General features: G+C 70.9%; 25 protein-coding genes. 19 read left to right on the forward strand and 6 right to left on the reverse strand.

Annotated elements, in window-relative coordinates; genetic code table 11:
• Positions 1-128 precede the first annotated feature (128 nt).
• The 4 genes from OG276_RS30500 (at position 129) to prcA (ending at position 2,565) form a co-directional block, all read left to right on the forward strand.
• A complete protein-coding gene (locus tag OG276_RS30500; protein WP_133898495.1) occupies positions 129-341 on the forward strand; it encodes a ubiquitin-like protein Pup in 213 nt (70 codons plus the stop codon).
• A 204-nt stretch (positions 342-545) separates the two neighbouring features.
• Positions 546-965: an endonuclease VII domain-containing protein gene (locus OG276_RS30505; protein ID WP_323182416.1), complete on the forward strand. Its 420-nt coding sequence runs from the start codon at positions 546-548 to the stop codon at positions 963-965.
• Entirely contained in the window at positions 917-1,756 is an 840-nt protein-coding gene (prcB, locus tag OG276_RS30510; RefSeq protein ID WP_266910142.1) for a proteasome subunit beta, read from the forward strand. The genes OG276_RS30505 and prcB overlap by 49 nt, the downstream gene beginning before the upstream one ends.
• A 44-nt stretch (positions 1,757-1,800) precedes the next feature.
• Positions 1,801-2,565, forward strand: coding sequence for a proteasome subunit alpha (gene prcA / locus OG276_RS30515; RefSeq protein ID WP_254384775.1), 765 nt, complete (start codon positions 1,801-1,803; stop codon positions 2,563-2,565).
• A 65-nt stretch (positions 2,566-2,630) separates the two neighbouring features.
• Here prcA and OG276_RS30520 read toward each other — a convergent pair whose 3' ends face one another.
• Positions 2,631-3,632 (reverse strand): LacI family DNA-binding transcriptional regulator, encoded by a 1,002-nt coding sequence (locus tag OG276_RS30520; protein WP_266910145.1) that lies wholly within the window; start codon positions 3,630-3,632, stop codon positions 2,631-2,633.
• A 145-nt stretch (positions 3,633-3,777) separates the two neighbouring features.
• Here OG276_RS30520 and OG276_RS30525 point away from each other — a divergent pair, with 145 nt between their 5' ends.
• The 13 genes from OG276_RS30525 (at position 3,778) to OG276_RS30585 (ending at position 16,875) form a co-directional block, all read left to right on the forward strand.
• Complete coding sequence (locus tag OG276_RS30525) at positions 3,778-5,079, forward strand: MFS transporter (RefSeq protein ID WP_266910147.1); 1,302 nt, start codon at positions 3,778-3,780, stop codon at positions 5,077-5,079.
• Positions 5,080-5,204: 125 nt separating this feature from the next.
• Entirely contained in the window at positions 5,205-6,566 is a 1,362-nt protein-coding gene (gene pafA / locus OG276_RS30530) for a Pup--protein ligase (protein ID WP_053678744.1), read from the forward strand.
• A 136-nt stretch (positions 6,567-6,702) separates the two neighbouring features.
• Entirely contained in the window at positions 6,703-7,641 is a 939-nt protein-coding gene (locus tag OG276_RS30535) for an FKBP-type peptidyl-prolyl cis-trans isomerase (protein WP_266910152.1), read from the forward strand.
• Between the two features lie 48 nt (positions 7,642-7,689).
• On the forward strand, positions 7,690-8,067 hold the full coding sequence (locus OG276_RS30540; protein ID WP_266910154.1) for an FKBP-type peptidyl-prolyl cis-trans isomerase: 378 nt from the start codon (positions 7,690-7,692) through the stop codon (positions 8,065-8,067).
• Positions 8,068-8,237: 170 nt separating this feature from the next.
• Positions 8,238-9,194 carry a YafY family protein gene (locus tag OG276_RS30545; protein ID WP_266910156.1) on the forward strand — a complete coding sequence of 319 codons (957 nt, stop codon included), beginning with the start codon at positions 8,238-8,240 and terminating at the stop codon, positions 9,192-9,194.
• Between the two features lie 103 nt (positions 9,195-9,297).
• Positions 9,298-10,311 carry a YafY family protein gene (locus OG276_RS30550; RefSeq protein WP_266910158.1) on the forward strand — a complete coding sequence of 338 codons (1,014 nt, stop codon included), beginning with the start codon at positions 9,298-9,300 and terminating at the stop codon, positions 10,309-10,311.
• A gap of 22 nt (positions 10,312-10,333) precedes the next feature.
• Positions 10,334-10,546, forward strand: a complete 213-nt coding sequence (locus tag OG276_RS30555; RefSeq protein WP_243334037.1) for a CpXC domain-containing protein — start codon at positions 10,334-10,336, stop codon at positions 10,544-10,546.
• Between the two features lie 26 nt (positions 10,547-10,572).
• On the forward strand, positions 10,573-10,773 hold the full coding sequence (locus OG276_RS30560; RefSeq protein ID WP_266910160.1) for a hypothetical protein: 201 nt from the start codon (positions 10,573-10,575) through the stop codon (positions 10,771-10,773).
• Positions 10,774-10,943: 170 nt separating this feature from the next.
• Positions 10,944-11,243, forward strand: a complete 300-nt coding sequence (gene tatA / locus OG276_RS30565; protein ID WP_266910162.1) for a Sec-independent protein translocase subunit TatA — start codon at positions 10,944-10,946, stop codon at positions 11,241-11,243.
• A gap of 61 nt (positions 11,244-11,304) precedes the next feature.
• Positions 11,305-12,270, forward strand: coding sequence for a twin-arginine translocase subunit TatC (tatC, locus tag OG276_RS30570; protein ID WP_266910164.1), 966 nt, complete (start codon positions 11,305-11,307; stop codon positions 12,268-12,270).
• A 37-nt stretch (positions 12,271-12,307) separates the two neighbouring features.
• Positions 12,308-13,216, forward strand: coding sequence for a diacylglycerol kinase (locus OG276_RS30575; RefSeq protein WP_266910166.1), 909 nt, complete (start codon positions 12,308-12,310; stop codon positions 13,214-13,216).
• Between the two features lie 65 nt (positions 13,217-13,281).
• Entirely contained in the window at positions 13,282-16,134 is a 2,853-nt protein-coding gene (locus OG276_RS30580) for an RNA helicase (RefSeq protein WP_266910168.1), read from the forward strand.
• A 90-nt stretch (positions 16,135-16,224) separates the two neighbouring features.
• Entirely contained in the window at positions 16,225-16,875 is a 651-nt protein-coding gene (locus OG276_RS30585; protein ID WP_266910170.1) for a TetR/AcrR family transcriptional regulator, read from the forward strand.
• Here the strand turns inward: OG276_RS30585 and OG276_RS30590 are convergent.
• The 4 genes from OG276_RS30590 to OG276_RS30605 form a co-directional block, all read right to left on the reverse strand.
• The gene (locus OG276_RS30590) at positions 16,872-17,864 is read right to left on the reverse strand and encodes an RluA family pseudouridine synthase (RefSeq protein ID WP_266910172.1); all 993 of its coding nucleotides are present in this window, start codon (positions 17,862-17,864) and stop codon (positions 16,872-16,874) included. The genes OG276_RS30585 and OG276_RS30590 overlap by 4 nt on opposite strands.
• Before the next feature lie 30 nt (positions 17,865-17,894).
• Entirely contained in the window at positions 17,895-19,439 is a 1,545-nt protein-coding gene (locus OG276_RS30595) for a serine hydrolase (protein ID WP_266910174.1), read from the reverse strand.
• Positions 19,440-19,666: 227 nt separating this feature from the next.
• The gene (locus tag OG276_RS30600) at positions 19,667-20,515 is read right to left on the reverse strand and encodes a siderophore-interacting protein (protein WP_266910176.1); all 849 of its coding nucleotides are present in this window, start codon (positions 20,513-20,515) and stop codon (positions 19,667-19,669) included.
• A 61-nt stretch (positions 20,516-20,576) separates the two neighbouring features.
• A complete protein-coding gene (locus OG276_RS30605) occupies positions 20,577-21,482 on the reverse strand; it encodes a 5'-3' exonuclease (RefSeq protein WP_266913253.1) in 906 nt (301 codons plus the stop codon).
• Positions 21,483-21,773: 291 nt separating this feature from the next.
• Here OG276_RS30605 and OG276_RS30610 point away from each other — a divergent pair, with 291 nt between their 5' ends.
• Both OG276_RS30610 and OG276_RS30615 read left to right on the forward strand, forming a co-directional pair.
• A complete protein-coding gene (locus OG276_RS30610; protein WP_266913255.1) occupies positions 21,774-22,322 on the forward strand; it encodes a helix-turn-helix domain-containing protein in 549 nt (182 codons plus the stop codon).
• Between the two features lie 4 nt (positions 22,323-22,326).
• A complete protein-coding gene (locus OG276_RS30615; RefSeq protein WP_266910178.1) occupies positions 22,327-23,046 on the forward strand; it encodes a helical backbone metal receptor in 720 nt (239 codons plus the stop codon).
• On the opposite strand, the gene OG276_RS30620 is transcribed toward OG276_RS30615, so the two are convergent.
• Entirely contained in the window at positions 23,043-24,182 is a 1,140-nt protein-coding gene (locus OG276_RS30620) for a TDT family transporter (RefSeq protein ID WP_266910180.1), read from the reverse strand. The two genes, OG276_RS30615 and OG276_RS30620, sit on opposite strands and share 4 nt — an antisense overlap.
• Positions 24,183-24,252: the final 70 nt, after the last annotated feature.

Here is a 24,252-nt window from a genome sequence, read left to right on the forward strand (position 1 = left end):
CGTTATGAAAGTACCGGGACGGATGTCGGACCCTCCTTGTAGGGTCCGACGTAGAGTCTGATCTTGAGGGATCCCGAATTCGCGGGGTCTTTCACGTGAGCGTGCGAACCGAGCGGGGTGAGCTAGACATGGCGACCAAGGACACCGGCGGCGGACAGCAGAAGGCGCAGCGCTCGACCGAGGAGGTCGAGGAGGCTGCGGTCGAAGAATCGACCGACCTCAAGGAGCGACAGGAAAAGCTCTCCGACGACGTCGACTCCGTACTCGATGAAATCGATGATGTGCTCGAGGAGAACGCCGAGGACTTCGTTCGAAGCTTCGTTCAAAAAGGTGGCCAGTAGCCTTTGAATCGAAGGTGAACGGTGGGGTGGATGCTCAGAAGTGCAGGGTTGAAGCGTTGTGTGCGGTGCGGTGAAGAACGGCCGCACGCAGCCTTCGGCATCAGGCGGTCGAACATGGATGGCCTGCAGAAGTACTGCAGGGACTGCGCTTCGACGCACCACGTCAAGGCGCCGTCGGGGGAAAACGGGACGTCCCGCCCATGCATGGAAGTACCTGAAGGGCACAAACTTTGCACCCGCTGCGGGGGCGTCAAGCTGCACTCTGACTATCACCGCAAGGCATCCGCCCGCGATGGCCGCAATGCGCGCTGCAAGGCGTGCCGGGCCGTCGACGGTCGGGTTGGTCACCTCAAACGCAAGTATGGAATCACCGAGGCTGAGCGCGACCAGATGATCGCAGATCAGGGCGGTCTCTGTTGTCTCTGCCTCCGAGCCGCAGCCGTACATGTGGATCACTGCCACAAGACGGGTAGGGTCCGGGGCGTACTTTGCTTCAACTGCAATACGGGCCTTGGCCTATTGGACGAAGATCCCGACTGTGCCCGTCGGGTAGTCGAATATCTGGAAGGAAACCTGTGGAACCCAACATTCGAAGCACAGGGCGTCTGCCGGCAGCCTTCCTGACGCCGGGGTCGTCGTCCTTCATGGACTTCTTGGGCGCGCACCAGCCCGAGATGCTCCCGGGCAACCGGAAGCTGCCCGACGGGGTCATCGAGGCGCCGCACGGGACGACCATCGTGGCCGCCACCTTCCCCGGCGGGGTGGTCCTCGCCGGTGACCGGCGGGCGACCATGGGGAACATGATCGCCCAGCGGGACATCGAGAAGGTGTTCCCGGCGGACGAGTTCTCCGCCGTCGGCATCGCCGGCACCGCCGGTCTGGCCGTGGAGATGGTGAAGCTGTTCCAGCTGGAGCTGGAGCACTTCGAGAAGGTCGAAGGGGCGACGCTCAGCCTCGAAGGTAAGGCGAACCGGCTGTCGACCATGATCCGGAGCAATCTGGGGATGGCGATGCAGGGTCTGGCCGTGGTCCCGCTCTTCGCGGGGTACGACGAGGCCAAGGAGAGGGGCCGGATCTTCTCCTACGACGTGACCGGCGGCCGCTCCGAGGAGCACGGGTACGCCGCGACCGGGTCGGGCTCGATCTTCGCCCGCGGTTCGATGAAGAAGCTGTACCACTCCAAGCTGACGGAGGAGGAGGCCACGACGCTCGTCGTGCAGGCGCTGTACGACGCCGCCGACGACGACTCGGCGACCGGTGGCCCGGACCTCTACCGCCACATCTACCCCATCGTCACCGTCATGACCGACGAGGGATTCCGCAGGCTGACCGACGAGGAGTCCTCGGAGCTGGCCCGCAAGATCACGAACCGCCGGCTGGAGCAGCCCGACGGTCCGCGCGCCGCCCTGCTCTGACCCTCTGACCTCCTCGTCGTCCAGAAGAAAGGGACGGAAAGCCGGTGTCGACTCCGTTCTATGTGTCACCCCAGCAGGCCATGGCCGACCGGGCGGAATACGCCCGCAAGGGCATCGCCCGCGGTCGGAGCCTCGTTGTCATCCAGTACGCCGACGGCATCGTGTTCGTCGGTGAGAACCCGTCGCGTGCGCTGCACAAGTTCAGCGAGATCTACGACCGGATCGGCTTCGCGGCCGCCGGCAAGTACAACGAGTACGAGAACCTGCGCATCGGCGGTGTGCGGTACGCGGATCTGCGCGGATACACGTACGACCGTGACGATGTGACGGCCCGTGGGCTGGCGAACGTCTACGCGCAGACGCTCGGCACGATCTTCTCGAGTGCGGGGGAGAAGCCGTACGAGGTGGAGCTGGTCGTTGCCGAGGTCGGCGCGACGGCTGCCGGGGACCAGATCTACCGGCTGCCGCACGACGGGTCGATCGTCGACGAGCACGGGTCTGTCGCGGTCGGTGGCAATGCCGAGCAGATCAGTACCTACCTCGATCAGCGGCACCAGGACGGGATGACCCTGTCCGAGGCGCTGAAGCTGGCGGTGCAGGCGCTGTCCAGCCAGGCGAACGGTACCGACAAGTCGATTCCGGCGGAGCGGCTGGAGGTGGCGGTGCTGGACCGTACGCGGGCTCAGCAGCGCAAGTTCAAGCGGATCCGTGGCCGGCAGCTGTCGCGGCTGCTGGAGGCGGACGTTCCGGCGGCCGCTCAGGCGGATGCCGTCTCGAACGACGAGGCTCCGGAAGAGGAAGCCGAGTAGTCGTAGGAAGTGATGGGTGAGCGCCCCTGGCCTTCGGGTCGGGGGCGCTTTTCGCGTTCCCGGGCTCAGATGCGGGGTGCGGGCCCGGTGGAGTCGCGGACGACGAGGTGGACCGGGATGTCGACGGGGGTCCAGGGGGTGCCTTCGAGGACGGCGAGAAGGGCGGTCATGCCCTGTTCGCCGACGCGTTCGGCGGGGAGGTGGACGGTGGTGAGTTCCGGTTCGACGGCGGTGGCGAGGGCGAGGTCGTCGAAGCCGGTGACGGAGAGGTCTTCGGGGATGCGCAGGCCGAGGCGGCGGGCGGCCTTGCAGGCGCCGGCGGCCAGGATGTCGTCGTCGCAGACGACGGCGGTGGGGCGGCGGTCCGCGGGGGTGTCCAGGGCGGCTTCCATGGCCGTACGGGCGGCTTCCACGCTGAGGTGGGCCCGTACGGTGCGCAGCTCGGCGGGGGGCGGCAGGAGGGCGGCCAGGGCGTTCGCGCGGACGTCGAAGGTCCAGGAGTCGATGGCGGAGGCGAGGTGGAGGAAGCGGTGGTGTCCGTGGGTGAGGAGGTGTTCGGCGGTTTGGCGCATGCCGTCGGCGATGGCGAGGTTGACGTGGGCGTGGGCGGTGTCGGCGGTGGGGTCGCTGTCGAGCATGACGAGGGGGAGTCCGTCGCCGCCGAGGGCGTGGAGGGCGTCGGCGGCCATGGAGGAGGCGATGACTCCGTCGAGGGCGGCGCGGGCGGAGGCGAAGGGGTCGCGGGCGGGGCCGGTGCCGTCGGGGGAGGGGTAGAGGACGACGCCGAAGCCGTGTTCGGCGGCGATGCGGGCGGCGCCGGTGTAGACGCGGGCGAAGAATTCGTTGGTGAGGGCGGGGACGACGAGGAGGGCGGTGCGGGTGGAGCCGAGGCGGAGGTTGCGGGCGGCGAGGTTGGGGCGGTAGCCGAGTTCGGTGGCGGTGTGGCGGACGTGGTCGGCGGTGCGTTCGGAGACGCGGCCGCGCCATTTGTCGCCGAGGACGAGGGAGACGGTGGCCTGGGAGACTCCGGCGGCGGTGGCCACGTCGCGGCTGGTGGGTCTCGTCACACGGTGCTCCTGTAGTGCGAGGTCGCGGGGGGTGTGGGGGGTCGGGTGGGTGGACCGTCCGACATTGGTCATGGTACGTATGACCGGTCACGTTATACGTATTACTTGGTTGTTCCCGGCTGGGTCCGGGTGGAAGGGGGCGGACATGGCCGCGGGTTACGCGGAGCTGCTCAGGACCCGGCATGCCGCGAGGCTGCTGGTGGGCACGCTCATAGGCCGGCTGCCGAACGGGACGGGGCCGATCGCGATCGTGCTGTTCACCCGGGCGGAGGGTGGCAGCTACAGCCTGGCGGGGGCGCTGGCGGCCGTGTACGGGGTGTCGAACGCGGTGGGGCAGCCGTTGCTGGGGCGGGCGGTGGACCTGTTCGGGCAGCCGCGGGTGCAGTTGCCGGCGGCGGTGGTGTCGGCGCTGGGCATGGTGTGGCTGGCGTTGGCCGGTACGGGGTCGGTGGCGGTGGCGTACGCGGCGGTGGTGGTGGCGGGGCTGTTCACGCCGCCGCTGGAGGGCGGGCTGCGGGCGCTGTGGCCGAGCGTGCTGGGTGGCAAGGAGGAGCGGGTCCATGCGGCGTACGCGATGGACGCGGTGGCCCAGGAGGTCATGTTCACGGTGGGGCCGCTGCTGGTGACCTTGTGCGTGGCGCTGTGGGATCCGGCGGCGGCGCTGCTGGTGATCAACGGGATCGGGGTGCTGGGGGCGCTGTCGGTGGTGGTGTCGGAGCCTTCGCGCACGTGGCGTTCGGAGCCGCGGGAGGCGCATTGGCTGGGGGCGCTGCGTTCGCGGGGTCTGCTGGCGTTGCTGGGGGCGTTCTTCTTCGTGGGGACGGCGCTGGGGTCGATCACGGTGGCGGGTGTGGCGTACGCGGACGAGCACGGTGGTCAGGCGGTGTACGGCTGGCTGATGGCGGCGCTGGGTCTGGGTGCGCTGTTCGGTGGCGTGCTGTACGGGGCGCGGCAGTGGGCGGGTGCGGCGGAGCGGCGGCTGTGGTTGCTGGTGGCGTTGCTGGCGGTGTGTTATCTGCCGCTGATGCTGGTGCCGGGTGTGGTGGCGATGACGGGGTTCGCGGCGCTGGCGGGGGTGTTCCTGGCTCCGGCTCTGGCGTGTGCGTTCATCGTGGTGGACCGGCATGCTCCGGTGGGCACGGTGACGGAGGCGTTCTCGTGGCTGGTGACGTTCTTCGGGGTGGGTGCGGCGATCGGTACGGCGGCGGCGGGTCCTGCGGTGGAGGCTGGGGGTACGGCGGCGGGGTTCGCGGTGGCGAGTGTGGCGGGGGCCGCGGCGCTGCTGGTGCTGACGGTGACTCAGCGGGTGCTGGCGAGGCCGGGTGCGAGTCGTGCGGTGGCGGGTTCCGCGCCGGGGTCGGTGGCGGGGCAGTCGGCGGTGGGCTCGGGGGCGGGCTCGGCGGGGCCGTTGGAGGGCTCTGCGGAGGCCTCGGTGACGGGGTCTTAGGCGGGCCGGTGGGCGGGTGAGGGGCGGGCCGGCGGGCGGGTGGTGGGGTGGTCTCTCGGGAAAATGATCGAAACGGCGCCTGCGAACTCGGTTTCAGAACAGAGCAGAAGGCGTAATGTTCAGTCATGGACCGCCGCATTTTCGGGCTGGAGAACGAGTACGGCGTCACGTGCACGTTCAGGGGACAGCGCCGACTGTCTCCTGACGAAGTGGCGCGCTACCTCTTCCGCCGTGTTGTGTCATGGGGCCGCAGTAGCAATGTCTTCCTGCGGAACGGCGCCCGCCTCTACCTCGACGTGGGTTCGCATCCGGAGTATGCAACTCCCGAATGTGACAACCTGATCGAACTGGTCACCCACGACAAGGCCGGCGAGCGCATTCTCGAAGGCCTGCTCGTCGACGCCGAACGCCGCCTGCACGAGGAGGGAATCGCGGGCGACGTCTATCTGTTCAAGAACAACACCGACTCGGCGGGAAACTCGTACGGCTGCCATGAGAACTACCTGGTGGCCCGGCACGGGGAATTCTCCCGGCTGGCGGACATTCTGATCCCGTTCCTCGTCACGCGGCAGCTGATCTGTGGTGCGGGCAAGGTGCTGCAGACGCCCCGGGGCGCGGTCTACTGCGTGAGTCAGCGGGCCGAGCACATCTGGGAGGGCGTCAGTTCGGCCACGACCCGTTCGCGGCCGATCATCAACACGCGGGACGAGCCGCACGCGGACGCGGAGCGCTACCGGCGTCTGCACGTGATCGTGGGCGACTCGAACATGTCCGAGACGACCATGCTGCTGAAGGTCGGGGCGACCGATCTGGTGCTGCGCATGATCGAGGCGGGCACGGTGATGCGGGACCTGACGCTGGAGAACCCGATCCGGGCGATCCGCGAGGTCAGCCACGACATCACGGGTCAGCGCAAGGTGCGGCTGGCGAGCGGTCGGGAGGCCTCAGCGCTGGAGATCCAGCGGGAGTACTACGACAAGGCGGTGGACTTCGCGGAGCGCCGGGGCATCCGTACGGGTGTCGTGGACCAGGTGCTGGAGCTGTGGGGCCGGACGCTGGACGCGATCGACGCGGAGGACCTGGACCGGATCGGGACCGAGATCGACTGGGTGATGAAGTACCAGCTGATCGAGCGGTACCGGGCGAAGCACAACATGACGATGTCGAATCCGCGGGTGGCTCAGATAGACCTCGCGTATCACGACATCCACCGCAGGCGCGGGCTGTACTACCTGCTGGAGCGCAAGGGGCAGGCGGCGCGGATCTGCAACGACCTGAAGATCTTCGAGGGCAAGTCGGTGCCTCCGCAGACGACGAGGGCGAGGTTGCGGGGTGACTTCATCCGTCGTGCGCAGGAGCAGCGGCGGGACTTCACGGTCGACTGGGTGCATCTGAAGCTGAACGATCAGGCGCAGCGCACGGTGCTGTGCAAGGACCCGTTCCGGTCGGTGGACGACCGGGTGGAGAAGCTGATCGCGGGGATGTGAGGGTCTACAGGGCGCCGTGTGGCGCAGTGTGACATCGCACTGATCTTGGCCGGGGCCTCGTACGTATCTCGTACGGGGCCCTGTCCACGCCTTAGAGTGGCGACGACCTTTGTGCCGTCTGAGATCTGAGGAACACGTGCGCCGACTTGCCGGCCTGCTTGTCGTACCCCTTCTGCTGCTGTCGACAGCGGCCTGTGGCGACAGCGGCTCCGACTCCGCCCAGATGAAGAACGGGGCGCCCGCGATCACGGAGGGCGCCAAGTTCGGGGAGACCCCCGCCCTCGCGAAGGGCAAGGGCACCCCGCCGAAGGAACTGAAGGTGGTGACGATCAGCGAGGGTGACGGCCCGGCGCTGAAGAAGGGCGACATCGCCCAGGTCAACTACCTCGGCCAGGTCTGGGACGGTACGAAGCCGTTCGACCAGAGCTTCGGCAAGGGCAAGCCGTTCGACGTGACGATCGGTGCGGGCCAGGTCATCAAGGGCTGGGACCAGGGCCTGGAGGGCAAGAAGGTCGGCAGCCGTCTGGAGCTGGTGATTCCGCCGGACCTCGGTTACGGCGAGCAGGGCTCGGGCGAGACGATCAAGCCGAACGCCACGCTGGTGTTCGTCGTGGACGTCGTCAAGGCCACTTCCGTGCCGGTTTCGGCCACGGGCAAGGCGGTCCCGCAGACGGACGCGGCCCTGCCGAAGGTGGGCGTGAACACGGACGGCAAGGAAGTTTCCGTGGCCGTTCCGAAGGACGGCACGCCGCCGGCGAAGCTCGTGTCGAACTACGTCCTGGAGGGCGAGGGCGCGGTCGTGAAGGACACCGACAGCGTCGTCGTCAAGTTCAACGGCAAGACGTGGAAGGACGACAAGACGTTCGAGAGCACCTACGGCACCGACACGACGGTGACGTGGCCGCTCGCGGACCTTCAGGTCAAGGGCCTGAAGGACGGGATCGTCGGCAAGAAGGCGGGCAGCCGCATCCTGCTGGTCATCCCGGCGGACCAGGGTTTCGGTGACAAGGAGCAGGGCACCATCCCGGCCAACTCGACGCTGGTCTTCAGCCTCGACATCCTCGCCGTGGTGTAAGACTGTCCAGGTTGTCCCCCTGTTCGTAAGTTTTTGAGGAGCAGTTCCGTGAGCGACAAGCTCGAGAAGCCCGAGATCGACTTCCCCGAGGGCCCGGTCCCGACCGACCTCGTCATCGAGGACATCTGGGTCGGCGAGGGTGCCGAGGCCAAGGCGGGTTCCCGCGTCTCCGTCCACTACGTGGGCGTGGCCTTCTCCTCCGGCGAGGAGTTCGACGCTTCCTGGGGCCGCGGCGCGCCGCTGCAGTTCCAGCTCGGTGTCGGCCAGGTCATCTCCGGATGGGACCAGGGCGTCCAGGGCATGAAGGTCGGCGGCCGTCGCAAGCTGACGATCCCGGCCCACCTCGCGTACGGCGACCGTGGCGCCGGTGGCGCGATCAAGCCGGGCGAGACGCTGATCTTCGTGTGCGACCTGATGGCCGCCTGATCAGTCCGCTGTGGGCGGCGCCGTGAAGCGTCGCCGTGGAGCGTGTGGGGCCCCCGTCTCCGAGGCGGGGGCCCTCGCTTTTGCCCTGGACCATCGGGGCGGTACGGTCAGCGGTCACGAGGGTGTACCGGGGACACGACTCGAAGGTCTGGAAGGGCGGATGGGCGTCGATGGCGATTGCCAAGGCCGAGCGGCTGATGAATCTGGCGCTGTGTCTGCTGGGGACGCGTCGGCCGCTCAGCAAGCGGGAACTGCGCGGTTCCATCGAGGCCTACATGGAAGCCGGGAACGACGAGTCCTTCAACCGCATGTTCGAGCGGGACAAGGACGATCTGCGGGAGCTCGGGCTGGTCATCGAGACCGTCGAGAACCTGGAGGGCGACACCGGTTATCTGGCGCGCCGTGATTCCAACCGGCTGCCGCCCGTGGCGCTGGACGCCGAGGAGGCCGCGGCCCTGGGGCTCGCCGCCAAGGTCTGGCAGCAGGCCCGGCTCGCCGGGGCGGCCAGTGGCGCCCTGCAGAAGCTGCGTGCCGGCGGTATGCCGGAGGCCTCGGATCCGTACGAGGGCCAGCACAGTGCCATCGAACCGAGGATCCCGGTGCACGAGGCGGCCTTCGAGCCGCTGATGCTGGCCTGCCGCGATCGCCGCCCGGTCGTCTTCGACTACCGCAAGTCCACCGCCGCCCGTCCTGAGACCCGTCAGGTCGAGCCGTGGGCCCTGGAGTGCTGGCGCGGCCACTGGTACCTGGCGGGCTTCGACCGTGACCGCGGGGCGGAGCGCGTGTTCCGGCTCTCCCGGATCACGGGCAAGGTCCGCTCGCGGGCGGCCAAGTACACCGCCGAGGTCCCGGACGTGGTGACCGTGCGGGAGACCGTGGCGAGGTGGGCCGGGGAGAGCGCGGAGCGTTCGGCGCTGATCCGGCTGCGTGCGGGGGCGGGCTATCCGCTGCGGTCCAAGGCCACGGCGGTGCGCGAGGGCGGCGAGGGCTGGGACGAGCTGGAGATCCCGTACGGGCACGGGCTGGACGCCTGGCTGGTGGAGTTCGGCCCGGATGTCGTGGTGCTGGAGCCGGCCGACCTGCGGGCCGATGTGGTGGACCGGCTGCGGGCCGTGGCCAAGGGCTAGGGCCGGCCCGTCGTCGGGCCGCGCGGAGCCGTGCGGTGCCGCGCGGGAGCGGGTGGACCGGGCAAGATCATTGAGCAACGCCCTGAGGGGGAGACGTACCAGCATGGCTGCCAACGCCATCGACCAGACGCGCCGGATGCTGTCCCTGGTGACGTACCTGCGCGAGCGCCCGGGTGCGCACGTCGCGGACGTGGCCCGGGCCTTCGGGATCACCGAGGACGAGCTGATCTCGGACCTCGACGTGCTGCCCATGTGCGGGACCAGCTTCCGGGGCGGTGACCTGCTCGACATCGACACCGACGGGGAGCGCATCTGGTGGCGCAATCCCGACGCGTCGGGGGAGTCCACCGCCGAGCCGCTGCGGCTGGCCGCCGACGAGGCGACGGCGCTGCTGGTGGCGGCGCGGGCCGTGGCCACGCTGCCGGGGCTGCGCGAGGGGGACCGCCAGGCCCTGCTGCGGGCGACCGCGAAGCTGGAGGCGGCCGCGGGGGAGGTGGCCGGGGCCAGTTCCCGGCTGTCGGTGACCTTCGAGTCCGAGGGCGGGGTCTTCGCCGACGTGGACCGGGCCATCGCCGAGCGGCGCCGGCTGTGGCTGCGCTACTACTCGCCCGCGCGCGACGAGCTCACCGAACGCACGGTGGACCCGATCCGGCTGTTCGCCGTCGGGCACACCTACATGGAGGGGTGGTGCCACCTCTCGGAGGCCCGGCGCACCTTCCGGCTGGACCGGGTGGCCGAGATCCGGCTGCTCGACGAGCGGGCCGATCCGCCGGCCATCGAGCCCCGTGATCTGTCCGAGGGGCTGGTCCAGCCCGCCGCCGAGGATCCGGAGGTCGTGGTCGAGGTCGGTCCCGGCGGGCGCTGGGTGGCCGAGTACTACCCGCACGACAGTGCCGAGGAGCTGCCCGAGGGGGGCCTGCGGATCACCTTGCGGACCCCTGACCCGGGCTCGCTGCGGCGCCTGGCGCTGCGGCTGGGCCGTGAGGGTCGGATCGTGTCCCCCGTGGAGCTGGCGGACAGCGCCCGCAGGGCGGCCCGGGAGGCGCTCGCCGCGTACGAGGGCCAGGCGGTCGAGGACGTGGCCGCCGCGAGTGCCGCGGCCGGGGAACAGGGCTGAGGGCCGAGGGGGGATCCGCGCGATGTCGGTCGCGTTCAAGGCGTCCTGTCCCGACTGCCGGGCCCGTTTCGAGCTGGACGCGGGCTCCTTGCGCCTGGCCATCGGCGGCAGCCGGCGTACGACCTTCTACTCCTTCACCTGTCCCGAGTGCGGCGCTCCGGTACGCAAACCGGCCGGTGAGCGCATCGTGGAACTGCTGACCGGTGGCGGAGTGAGCACCCTGCGCAGCGTGTGAGGCGGGCGGTGGCCTAGGCTCGTCACATGCTGTGGCCGATGTTCGCAATCGCTCTGGGCTTCCTCGGGGTCGCCGTGCTCGCCGTGCTCGCCGTGCGGGTTTTCGTGGAGGTGCGCCGCCTCTCCGTGCAGGTCGCGGACGCCGGACGCCGGATCGCGGAGGCCTCCGCGGACCTGGAGCGGGCGGCGACGGGCCTGGCCAGAGCCGGGCGCTCCGTGCGGCCATAGCCATCGCCAGGCAACCGTCGTACTGTCTGACCACGCAAGCGGTGATGCCCCGGGGCATTGCCTGGCGTTAACCCCCGGGGGTTACGATCCTTGTCAGAACGGCTTACCGATCTCGGTCAGAGCCGTCTTGACTACCACAACCAGCCGTTTCGGTGAGAAGGAAGACACACATGATCGGCAACCTGAAGCCCCTCGAAATCCTCCTGATCGTCGCCGTGATCTTCCTGCTGTTCGGTGCCAAGAAGCTTCCCGACATGGCCCGCTCGCTCGGCAAGTCCGCCCGCATCCTCAAGAGCGAGGCGAAGGCGATGAAGAAGGAGGGGGAGGCGGAGGACGCCGCCACCGCTTCTTCCGTCGCCGACCCGGCGCCCCAGCAGCAGGCCACGGCCCCGCGCACGATCCAGGCCTCGCCCGGCGACGTCACCAGCGCCCGCCCCGTGAACGAGCCCAACCACACCACGCAGGGCTGACGGCGGCCGGTCCGCCGGCCGCGCGCGCACCAGTCAACTGCAACGAGACAAGGGACGTGGGTTGCTCAAGTCTGCCCGCAAGCAGGAGAAGCAGGAACAGAAGGCGAAGGACGCCGAAGGGCGGATGCCTCTTGTCGAGCACCTGCGTGAGCTGAGAAACCGGCTGATGAAGGCCGTCCTCGGGGTCCTCGTGGTCACCATCGTGGCCGCGTTCTTCTACAAGGACCTGATCGACTTCATGATGAAGCCGATCCTGGACTCCGTCGGCTGTTCCAACGGCGTGGTCACGCAGCGCAACGGGAAGCCCTGCGCCGCCATGACGGTCAACGGCCTCATCGCGCCCTTCTCCATCGCCCTGAAGGTCTCCCTCACCGCCGGTGTGGTGCTCGCCGCGCCGGTGTGGCTGTACCAGCTGTGGGCCTTCGTGGCCCCGGGGCTGCACAACCACGAGAAGAAGTACGCCGTGGCCTTCGTGGCGGTCGGCGCACCGCTGTTCGGCGCCGGCGCGGTCCTCGCGTACAAGGTCCTGCCGCAGACCGCGGTGATCCTGCTGGAGTTCACCCCCGACAACGCGAGCAACCTGCTGCCGGTCGACGACTACCTCGACCTCATCACGCGCATGATCGTGGTCTTCGGCCTGGCCTTCGAGCTGCCGTTGCTGCTGATCCTGCTCAACGTCACCGGGGTGCTGACCGCGAAGCGGCTCGCGAGCTGGTGGCGGGCCATGGTGCTGGGCATCACCCTATTCGCCGCGTTCGCGACGCCCAGCGGTGACCCGCTGACGATGCTGGCTCTGGCCACGCCGATCGTCGCCCTGTACTTCATCGCCCTCGCGGTCTGTTACCTCAACGACCGCAGGCGGGCACGGAAGGACCCCGACGCGGGCCTCGACGACGACGAGGCCTCCGCGGTGGACCTGACGCCGGCGGAGGTGGGTGCGGTCGAGGCCGTGGCGGCTCCGAACGCCCTGCCCGAGCAGGCCGACGGCGGCCGCCAGCGGATCAACGGCTACGACGACGCCACCTGATCGACGCGGGTCCGCCCTGGCAGGTACATTCCCGCGGGTGAGTGCTGAGATCACCCTCTTCGTCAATCCCACCGCCGGAAGCGGCCGGGCCGCGCACGCCGCGCAGCCGGCCGCTTCCGCGCTTCGCGAGGCCGGCTTCTCGGTGCGGACCGTCGTCGGCGGCGATGCCCCCGACGCCCTGGCCCGGTTGCGCACGGCGGTGCGCGAGGGCACCGGGGCGGTGATCGCGGTCGGCGGCGACGGGATGGTCTCCCTCGCGCTGCAGGCGCTCGCCGGCACGCTGGTGCCGCTCGGGGTGGTAGCGGTGGGCACCGGGAACGATTTCGCGCGCGCGATGGGCCTGCCGGTACGGGAACCGGCGCGGGCGGGCCGGCTGGCCGCCGAGGCGCTCAAGGAGGGCCGGGTCCGCGAGATGGACCTCGGCCGGGTGAGCAGGGGCGGGGACGGCGCCGGTGACACCTGGTACGGGACCGTGCTGTGCTCCGGCTTCGACTCGCGGGTCAACGATCGGGGCAACCGGATGCGGCTGCCGGTGGGCCGGTTCAAGTACGACCTGGCGATGGCTCTGGAACTGGCCGCCTTCCGGCCCTTCCCGTACCGGATCACCCTGGACGACGGCCCGGTCCTGGAGACCGAGGCCACGCTGGTGGCCGTCGGCAACGGTTCCTCCTACGGCGGCGGCATGCGCATCTGCGCGGACGCGGTCCCCGACGACGGCCTCTTCGACGTCACCGTCGTCGGCGACTGCAGCCGCACCACCCTGCTGAAGGTGTTCCCGCGGGTCTACAAGGGCACCCACCTCGACCATCCGAAGGTCACCGTCCACCGGGCCGCGAAGGTGACCCTGGAGGCGGCCGGCATCACGGCCTACGCCGACGGCGAGCCGCTGGGCCCGCTCCCGGTGAGCGCGCGGTGCGTCCCGGCGGCCCTGCGGCTCCTGGCGTAGGACGTCCGGGCCCGCGCAAAAGATCGCGACTGTTGTCAGGGGCGGCGGGTAGGCTCGATGACAAGATGACCGAAGAACTTTCTCCCGCCGAGCGGTACGCCGCTGCCCGGATCCGCGCCGCCGAAGAGGCCTCGGCCCTGGCGCCCTTCCGCGAGATGTACGAATTCGACCTGGATCCCTACCAGATCGAGGCCTGCAAGGCATTGGAGGCCGGCAAGGGCGTCCTCGTCGCCGCCCCGACCGGCTCGGGCAAGACCATCGTCGGCGAGTTCGCCGTGCACCTGGCCCTCCAACAGGGCCGCAAGTGCTTCTACACCACGCCCATCAAGGCCCTGTCGAACCAGAAGTACGCCGACCTCGCCAAGCGCTACGGCGCCGACAAGGTAGGTCTGCTCACCGGCGACAACAGCGTCAACTCCGATGCGCCGGTGGTCGTCATGACCACCGAGGTGCTCCGCAACATGCTGTACGCGGGCTCGCGGGCGCTGGTCGGTCTGGGCTACGTGGTGATGGACGAGGTGCACTACCTCTCCGACCGGTTCCGCGGAGCCGTGTGGGAGGAAGTGATCATCCACCTCCCCGAGTCGGTGACCCTGGTCTCGCTCTCCGCCACCGTCTCCAACGCCGAGGAGTTCGGCGACTGGCTGGACACCGTGCGCGGCGACACCCAGGTGATCGTCTCCGAGGAACGGCCCGTACCGCTGTGGCAGCACGTCATGGCCGGCCGGCGGATCTACGACCTCTTCGAGGAGGGGTCCGACCACGGCGGCCGCGGCTCCGCGCGCCGCGAGGTCAACCCCGATCTGCTGCGGATGGCGCGCGAGGAGAACAGCAGCCGGTACACCCCGAAGGACCGGCGGCGCGGAAAGATGGTCCGCGAGGCCGACCGCGAGCGCGAGCGGCGCTCCCGCGGCCGGATCTGGACCCCCTCGCGCCCCGAGGTCATCGCCCGGCTGGACGGCGACGGGCTGCTGCCCGCCATCAACTTCATCTTCAGCCGGGCCGGCTGCGAGGCCGCCGTCCAGCAGTGCCTGTACGCGGGGCTGCGGCTCAACGACGACACCGCGCGCCTGAAGGTGCGCGAGATCGTCGAGGAGCGGACCGCCTCCATCCCCACCGAGGACCTGCACGTCCTGGGGTACTACGAATGGCTCGAAGGCCTGGAGCGGGGCATCGCCGCGCACCACGCGGGCATGCTGCCCACCTTCAAGGAGGTCGTCGAGGAGCTGTTCGTACGGGGGTTGGTGAAGGCGGTCTTCGCCACCGAGACCCTGGCGCTGGGCATCAACATGCCGGCGCGCACGGTCATCCTGGAAAAGCTCGTCAAGTGGAACGGCGAACAGCACGCCGACATCACCCCCGGCGAGTACACGCAGCTCACGGGGCGGGCCGGGCGGCGCGGCATCGACGTCGAGGGCCACGCGGTGGTGCTGTGGCAGCGGGGCATGGACCCGGCGGGCCTGGCCGGGCTCGCGGGTACCCGTACGTATCCGCTGCGCTCCAGCTTCAAGCCCTCGTACAACATGGCCGTCAATCTGGTCCAGCAGTTCGGGCGGCACCGCTCGCGCGAGCTGCTGGAGACCTCCTTCGCGCAGTTCCAGGCCGACCGCTCGGTCGTCGGGATCTCCCGGCAGGTGCAGCGCAACGAGGAGGGCCTGGACGGCTACCGGGAGGGCATGACCTGCCACCTCGGTGATTTCGAGGAGTACGCGCGGCTGCGCCGCGACCTCAAGGACCGCGAGAACGACCTGGCCAAGCAGGGCGCCGCCCAGCGGCGGGCGCAGGCGGCCGCGTCGCTGGAGAAGCTCAAGCCGGGCGACATCATCCACGTGCCGACGGGCAAGTTCGCGGGGCTCGCCCTGGTGCTGGACCCGGGGGTGCCGGCCGGGCGGTCCAACGGGCACCGCGGGCACGAGTACACCGAGGGTCCGCGCCCGCTGGTGCTCACCGCGGAGCGGCAGGTCAAGCGGCTCGCCGGGATCGACTTCCCGGTGCCGGTGGAGCCCCTCGACCGGATGCGGATCCCCAAGACCTTCAACGCCCGCTCGCCGCAGTCCCGTCGGGATCTGGCCTCGCAACTGCGGACCAAGGCCGGCGACTTCAGGCCCGGCCGGGCACCCCGAGGCCGGGCGGCCGCGGCCGACGACCGGGAGATCACGCGGCTGCGCACCGCGCTGCGGGCACATCCGTGCCACGGCTGCGACGAGCGCGAGGACCACGCCCGCTGGGCGGAGCGCTACCACCGGCTCCAGCGGGACACACGGCAGCTGGAGCAGCGCATCGAGGGCCGGACGAACACCATCGCCCGCACCTTCGACCGGATCCACGCGCTGCTGACGGACCTGGACTACCTGCGCGAGGACGAGGTGACCCCGCACGGGCGCCGGCTCGCCCGGCTCTACGGAGAGCTCGACCTGCTGGCGTCGGAATGCCTGCGGGCCGGCATCTGGGAGGGGCTGAGCCCGGCCGAACTGGCCGCCTGCGTCTCGGCGCTGGTCTTCGAGGCACGGCAGTCCGACGACGCGGTCGCGCCGAAGGTGCCGGGCGGCGCGGCGAAGGCCGCGCTCGGCGAGATGGTCCACATCTGGGGCCGGCTCGACGCGCTGGAGGAGGAGCACGGCATCAACCAGGCGGAGGGCGTGGGCCAGCGCGAGCCGGACCTCGGCTTCGCGTGGGCGGTGTACCAGTGGGCCTCCGACAAGAGCCTGGACGAGGTGCTGCGCGAGGCGGAGATGCCGGCCGGTGACTTCGTGCGCTGGTGCAAGCAGGTCATCGACGTGCTGGGGCAGGTGGCCGCCGCGGCGCCTTCGTCTTCTGCGCCGCCTTCCTCGGAAGGCGGGAGCACGGTGGCCCGCAACGCCCGCAAGGCGGTGGACGCGCTGCTGCGCGGTGTGGTGGCCTACAGCTCGGTGGGCTAACCGGATTTGGATGTTCCTCCATAAGTGGTCATGGCCGGATCTCATCTCTTGCCATGATCACTTCGGCATGTCCTGTGGGAAAATCGGGCCATGACTGGTGGAACGGACGATGGGCCGAGACGGGTCGGTCGGCCGCGCGCCGATCAGCTGAGACCGGCGAGCGGGAGGCCGCCGCGCGAGGAACTCCTCTACGCGGCGGCCGAGTTGTTCACGGTGAAGGGGTATGCGGCCACCACCACGCGGGCGGTGGCCGAACGGGCCGGAATGCGCCAGGCCACGATGTACCACTACTTCGGCGGCAAGGAGGAACTCCTCGCCGAACTCCTGGAGTCCACGGTCGCGCCCTCCCTGGAGCTGGCCCGCCGGCTGGCCCGGGAAGCGGACCGGCCCGCCGGCCGCCGGCTCTGGGAGCTGTGCCGCTCGGACGTGATGCTGCTGTGCGGGGGGCCGTACAACCTGGGCGCGCTCTACCTGTTGCCCGAGGTCTCCGGTGCCCGCTTCGCGCGCTTCCGCCGGATGCGCCAGGAACTCAAGGACATCTACCGGGAGTTGCTCGACGGGACTGGCGCCGGAGTCGAACTCGCCGGTGACCGGGCCGGGTTGGTGCTCCGCAACGACATCGTCTTCGGTCTCATCGAAGGCGTGATGCTGATCCACCGCTCCGATCCGGCGCGCCCGGTGGCCGCCTTCGCGGAGGCCACCGCCGACGCGGCGCTGCGGATCGCGGACGTCGCCCGCTAGGGCCCGTCGGGGTCTTCGGTGCCCAGGTCCCCGGATCCCTCTTCCCAGCCGGGACGGTCCTCCCAGGCCCGCAGGGTGCGCCCGCTCTCGATGCGGTGCGCGATCCCGGTGGCCGGATCGGTGAACTCCAGGGTGCGGGCCAGCAGCTGGAGCGGACGCCGGTAGTCGTCGGGCGCCGGATCGCGGACCACCGGGTAGACCGGGTCGCCCAGGATCGGCAGGCCCAGGCTGTTCATGTGGACCCGCAGCTGGTGGGTGCGCCCGGTGTGCGGGGTCAGCCGGTAGCGCCCGGTGTCCCCCCGGACCGCGAGGAGTTCGGCCAGGGTCTCGGCGTTGGGCTCGGCGCCCGCGACCTCCGTCGCCGCCATCACCCCGCGCACCTTCTCGATGTGGCTGCGCAGGGTCCGGGGGAACTCCACCGCCGGGTCGTGGGGCGCGAGCGCCTCGTACTCCTTGCGGATCCGCCGCTCCTGGAACATCAGCTGGTACGCGCCCCGGTCCTCGGGCCGGATGCTGAACAGCACGAGCCCGGCGGTCATCCGGTCCAGCCGGTGCGCGGGGCTCAGGGCGGGCAGGCCGAGCTCCACCCGGAGCCGGGCCAGGGCCGTCTGGAAGACGTGGCTGCCGCGCGGGGTGGTGGCCAGGAAGTGCGGCTTGTCGGCCACCAGCAGGTGCTCGTCGCGGTAGACGACCCCGATGGGGAAGGGCACCACCGGCTCGGGCGGCATGTCCCGGTGGAACCACAGGAAGCCGCCGGGCTCGTACTGGTCCTGCGGCCGCAGCACCCGGCCGCCGGCGCCCAGCACCCGGCCGTCCCGCAGCAGGCGGGCCATGGACTCGGAGCCGCGCGTGCCCTCGTAACGTGCAGTGAGGTAGGAGCCGAGGTCAGGCCAGGTCCCGTCCGGGTCGGGGGGCAGCCGCATGCGGACCGGGTCGATGCCGGAGATCTGGGGCAGGGGCGCGTCGGGGATGTGGGATCTGCGCTTCACCGGGTACAGGCTATGCGGCCGGGGCCCGTCCTAGCCGCCGGTGAAGGTTCCCAGGTGGTCGGCGTCCAGGTACTCGATGCGGACCGTGCGGTCGGCAGGGGAGAAGAACACCCCGGTGCGGCCGACCGAGCTCTCCCCGGCGGTCTCGTAGCTGAAGGTGTCCCCGTCGTAGTGGGTGAGGGGGAAGACCATCGGCCCCGGGCCCAGGGACAGGGTCAGCTTGCCCTCGCTCGTGGCGGCGACGGTGGCCTTGCCGTAGTAGGGGTTGTCGTAGGTGCCGGTGTACGCGGAGTCCTCCTGGGCCGGCTTCGCCCCGGTGGGCGGGCGGGCGTAGTCGGTGGGGGAGCGGCCCTCCGCGTTGATCTGGGCGTAGAGGGCGCCCGTCAGGGCCAGCCAGTCGGTGGTGGCCTTCCCGTGTTCGGCGGTGTCGAAGAAGTCGGCGGCGACCGCGTCGGGGAGGCCGACGGGGGCGCCGTTGGTGAGGACGACGATGCCGAGCTTCTCCAGCGGGAGCATGCTCACGCTGGTGTTGGCGCCGAGGTCGAAGGCCCCGGAGTGGCTCAGGCGCAGGCGGCCCGCGTCGTCGTAGCCGACGTTCCAGCCCAGCCCGTAGAAGCCGGTGCGGCCGGTGGGGGAGGCGGGCGGCTGCGACACGATCTCGGGGAGATGGGTGCGGGCCAGGGTGTCGGCGGGGATGATCCGCTTGCCGTCGAGGGTGCCGCCGGAGAGCTGGAGCCGCAGCCAGCGGGACATGTCGCGGGCGGTGCTGCTCACTCCGCCGGCCGGGGCCTGGGCGTCGGGATCGCGGACGTAGCGCGGGCTCCAGGTGCCGGCCCCCTTCTGACCGGTGGTCCTGACGTGCGTGGCGGCGTGGTCGGGGGCGTCGACGAAGGCCTTGAACTCGGTGCTGGTGTGCGTCATGCCGGCGGGCCTGAAGAGGGTGTCGGCGCTGAGCTTTTGCCAAGTGGCGCCGTGGGAGCGGGCGATCGCCTCGGAGGCGGCGGTGAACCCGTAGTTGGTGTAGGCGTAGCTCGCGCGGAAGGGGGTCAGGGGCGCCAGGCGCAGGTGGTCGAGGATGTACGCCTGGTCGTAGCCGAGGTCTTCGAGGAGGTCGCCGGCGTGGTCGGGCAGGCCGCTGCGGTGGGAGAGCAGGTCGGCGGTGGTGACGTGGGAGGTCACCCACGGGTCCTTGAGCGCGAAGCCGGGCAGCTCCGTGCGCCGGTCGAAGTCGGCGGGGGCCTTGAGGACCCCGGCGGCGACGGTGGAGGAGATCGGCTTGGAGAGCGAGGCGACCTGGAAGATGGTGTCCGGGTTCACCGTGGCCGGGTCGCCGACGCGGCGCAGGCCGAAGCCCTTGAGGTAGACCACCTCGTCGTCGTGGACGACGGCGACGGAGAGGCCCGGGACGCCGGTGCGGCGCATCATCTCGGCGACCGTCGCGTCGAGGCTCCGCACCGCCGTGTCGACCTGGGCGTCGGTGAGCCGGGCGGTGGGCGCGGGAGGTGGGGTCGGGGCGGTGGCCGTGAGCAGGAGGGCGGCGGCTCCGACTGCCGTGAATGCGCGACGCGTACGCATGGGGCCATTGTCCGGCCGAACGGGTGATCCCGCCTTTCGGAGCGCCGCCGTCGGCCGTCCGCCGGCCCGCATGGGCCGGCGCGGCGCGGCGGGTGCCCTGCGGGGCCGGGTCCCCTACCCGCCCTTCCGCCGTTCCCCGGGCTCCGCCCGGACCCGCGCCTCGAACGCCGGCGGGGCTGACGTGGCTGAGGTCGGGCCGGCCCCCCGGACGTGCCGGGGGCCGTGCGTCAGGACGCGGCGCCGGCCAGGGGGCGTTCCTGCTCGGCTTCGACTTCCGCGTTCCAGTCCCGCTTGATCGCGCGCCAGCCCTCGTCGGTCTGGCCCAGGCGCCAGTAGCCGGAGATGGACAGGCGCTCGCGCGGGATGCCGCGGTCGATGCGCAGGTGGTGGCGGAGGGATCTGACGAAGCCGGCTTCGCCGTGCACGAACGCGTGTACGTCGGGGGAGGGGAAGGCCAGGGCCTGGACGGCCTCGGTCAGCGCCTCGCCGATGGGGCGGGAGCCGCGGTGGACCCAGACCGGGACGATGCCGTCGGGGGTGGCGATCTTCAGCTCGTCCTCCGGGCCCTGGACCTCCACGAGCGCGTGGACCCGCGCTCCGACGGGCATCCGCTCCATCGCCGCGCCGATCGCCGGCAGGGCGCTCTCGTCGCCGACCAGCAGGTGCCAGCCGGCGGTCGGGTCCGGGGCGTAGGCCCCGCCCGGGCCGAGGAAGCGTACGAGTTCACCCGGCTGGACGCGGGCCGCCCAGGGGCCGGCCAGTCCCTCGTCGCCGTGGACCACGAAGTCGAGGGTCAGCTCCAGGTGGACCGGGTCCCAGGTGCGCACCGTGTACGCACGCTGGCGCGGCCATTCCTCGCGGGGGTGGGCCGCCCGGATCCGGTCCAGGTCCCAGGGGGTGGTGTACGTGACCCCGGCCGGCGCGAAGAGCAGTTTCACGTAGTGGTCGGTGTACTGGCCCGCACCGAATCCGGCCAGCCCCGCACCGCCCAGCACGATCCGCACCATGTGCGGACTCAGCCGCTCGGTCCGCACGACGACTGCGGTGCCGACCTTGCGGGCGCGTCCTTCTGCCACGACGTCTCCCTGACTCTCCGACCCTGACTCCGTTAAGCTTAGGATTACCTAAGTTAGCACCTCAGGGGCGGAGTGCGCTGCACAGACGATCAACTGCTCCACTCAGGCCCCACCGGTGCGCGAGCGCCGCGACCAGATCCGGCTGCGCGGGAACGGCCGGGAGAGCCGGGTCGAACGGCGGAAGCGGAACGTCCGAGGCGACCTGGACCACCGTCGGGGCAACCGCCAGATACGGCCGTGATTCGTCCAGGCGCTTGCGCTGGGTGGGGGTCAGCTTCGACTTCGGGTCCTCGATGGCCGCGATGATCCCGGCCAGGTCCCCGTAGGCGTCCAGCAGCTTCGCCGCCGTCTTCTCGCCGATGCCGGGGACGCCCGGCAGGCCGTCGCTCGGGTCCCCGCGCAGCAGCGCCAGGTCCGCGTAGCCGGGGCCGTCCACCCCGTACTTCTCGCGGAGCCAGGCCTCGTCGGTGATCTGGAGGGTGCCCACGCCCTTCAGCGGGTACAGCACGCGGCGCTGCTTCGCGTCGTCGACCAGCTGGTAGAGGTCCCGGTCGCCCGTGACGATGTCCACGGGGCCGGTGGCGCGGCCGGTCAGGGTGCCGATCACGTCGTCGGCCTCGTAGCCGGCGACCCCCACCCGGGCGATGCCGAAGGCGTCCAGGGCCGCCTCGATGATCGGGACCTGCGGGGCCAGGGTGTCCGGGGTCTCCTCGACGTCCGGGCCGCTTTCCGTCTCCTGGGCGACCCGGTGGGCCTTGTAGGAGGGGATCAGCTCCACCCGCCAGTGGGGCCGCCAGTCGGCGTCCATGCAGGCGACCAGGTCGTCGGGCCGGTGGTCCTGCACGAGGCGGCCGATGAAGTCGAGCAGGCCGCGGACGGCGTTGACCGGAGTGCCGTCGGGGGCCTTCACGGAGTCCGGCACGCCGAAGTACGCGCGGTAGTAGAGGGAAGCGGTGTCCAGGAGCATCAGGCGTCGTGTCGTCGTCACGGTCACGATGATGCACCGAAGGAAAACGGAAAGTGGCGCAGGGACGGCCTCCTCCGCACTTGAGCGCGAAACCGGAGCCGGTTGCTGCGTAAGGTGCTTACAGCACACCGATGCGCGTTGTGCGATGGACCGGACCACCCGGAACAAGGGGAGGGCAGCCCCGCCATGGACGACAGGGACGGCACCGACGGCAAGAACGGCACCAGCGCGACGACCGGCGCGGACGACAAGGAGCGGGACCGGGACAAGGACTCCAAGGAACCGCTCCGGGTGGGCGTGGCCGTGCGCAAGAGACGCCGGGCCCTGCACCTCACCCTCGCCGCCGTGTCCGCGCGCAGCGGACTGTCGGTTCCCTTCCTGAGCCAGATAGAGAACGAGCGGGCCAGGCCCAGCATGCGGTCCCTCGAACGGGTCGCCGACGCGCTGGAGACCACGGCCGTCGATCTGCTGGCCGCCTCCGACACCGCGCGCACCGTGGACCTCGTACGGGCCGGAGACGAGTCCGCGCTGACCCCCGTGCCCGGCGTACGGCCCCTCGTGCGCGGGCACCACCAGTTGCACGCCCTGGAGTTCACCGGGGACCAGGCCGCGGGCCGTGAGTACCAGCACCGCAACGACGAGCTGATGTACGTGGTCTCGGGCGCCTGCCAGGTGGAGGCCGAGGGGCGGGCGTACCGGCTGGAGAACGGCGACGCGCTGTTCCTGTCCGGCGGGGTGCGCCACCGCTGGCGGGCCGTCACCGAGGACACGCGCATCCTGATCGTCGCGGTCGGCGAGCACATCCACGCGACCTCCGAGCCGCCCTCGCCGGGACACTGAGCGGATGCGGGTCGTTTCGCTGGTGCCGTCCCTGACCGAGGCGGTGGCCGTGAGCGCGCCCGGGGCGCTGGCCGGGGTGACCGACTGGTGCACGCACCCGGCCGCGCTGGGGGACGCGGCGCGCATCGGGGGGACGAAGAACCCCGACGTACGGGCGATCGCGGAGCTGCGCCCGGATCTGGTCCTCGCCAACGAGGAGGAGAACCGGGCCGCGGACCTGGCGGCGCTGCGGGAGGCCGGGCTGGAGGTCCTGGTCACCGAGGTACGGGACCTGCCGCAGGCGTTCGCCGAGCTGGACCGGGTGCTGGTGGGGGCCATGGGGCTGGAGCGGCCCCGGTGGCTTTCGGAAGCGGAGGCCGCGTGGGCCCGCGTGGAGCCCGCCGGGCAGCTGCGGACGGCCTTCGTGCCCGTCTGGCGCCGGCCCTGGATGGTGCTGGGCCGCGACACCTTCGCGGGGGACCTGCTGGCTCGCCTCGGCGTGCGCAACGCCTACGCGGGGCACGCGGAGCGGTACCCGAGGATCCCGGCCGCCGAGCTGGCCGCCGCGGGCTGCGAGCTCGTGGTGTTCCCGGACGAGCCGTACCGCTTCACCCCCGGGGACGGGCCCGAGGCCTTCCCCGGCATCCCCGCCGCGTTCGTCGACGGCCGCCATCTGACCTGGTACGGGCCCTCGCTGGCCGGGGCCCCTGAGGTGCTGGGGGCTGCCCTGCGGGCGTCGCTCTAGCGGGGCGCGGCCAGGAGGCGGCCGGTGGCGAGGCCGCGCAGGGTGTTCGCCGCGGCCAGGAGCCAGGCGGTCAGCAGGGCCAGGAAGAGGGCCGCGGCCAGCCAGGAGAAGGCGGTGAGACCGGTGTGCCGGGCCAGTCCGGCGGCGCCGGTGACACAGGTGCCGACGGGGAAGGTCAGCGCCCACCAGGTCATGGCGAACCCCATGCCGTCGCGGGCGGCCCGCAGCAGCATCGCCGCGGCCAGCGCCAGCCAGAGCAGGGCGAATCCCATCACGGGGACCCCGTAGACGACCGCGAAGGCGGAGAAGGCGCCGGAGTAGGGGCCGGGCATCGACTGGGGAGCCATGTCCGCGAGGGAGTTCACCGCGGTGGTGGACTGGCCGAGGGGGCCCAAGACCAGGAACAGGGTCGGGGTCAGGGCCAGGGGGAGGGGGCCGCTGAAGATCAGCCGGCCGAAGATCAGGGGGAGCAGCAGCAGGGTGGCCAGCAGGCTGAGGCCGAACATCGCGTAGCAGCCGAGCAGCATGGCCTCGCGGGCCTGGCCGGCGGGGAGGTGGGGGATGAGCAGGGGGCCCAGCGCGGCGGAGACCATGGGGGCGACCACGGGGAGCAGCCAGACGGGGGTGGCCTGGTGGGCCTCCACCTTGTGGCGGACCACCATCAGGTAGGGGACGGCCACGGCCGCGAGCAGGCCTATCGCGGTGCCGGCGGTGAACAGGACCGTGTCCACGGCCACGGCGGCGGGGACGCCGATGAGGTCCTTGCCGACGATGAGCGCGCCGCCGCCGACGGCCAGCAGGGCCATCGAGAGGCACCCGTAGAAGGGGGCCACGGCGGGGTCCAGGAGATGGGTGCGGGCCTGGTCGCGGTGGTGGATCCAGTGGCCGGCCCGGGCGGTCAGCAAGGCCGCGAGGGCGGTGGCGGCCAGCACCCAGAAGATCTGGCAGACCACGCGCTGGCCGGGGAGCTGGTACGGGAGGGTCGCGCCGGCATTGGCGATGATCGCCGTGCCCATGACGGAGGCGTACCAGTTGGGGCCGAGGTGCCGAAGGGAGGGAGCCTTGTGGGCTGCGGCCTTGAGGGCTCCGCTGGTCCCGGAGGTGGTGGGACGGGGGCGTACGAGGGTGGTGGCCATGGATCCAGCGTCCCGCCGGGCGGGGCCGGACGGCAGAGGGTCTCTTCCTATGAGGGCATAAAGTGAAGTT

This window comes from Streptomyces sp. NBC_00086, assembly GCF_026343255.1.
Classification (GTDB): domain Bacteria; phylum Actinomycetota; class Actinomycetes; order Streptomycetales; family Streptomycetaceae; genus Streptomyces.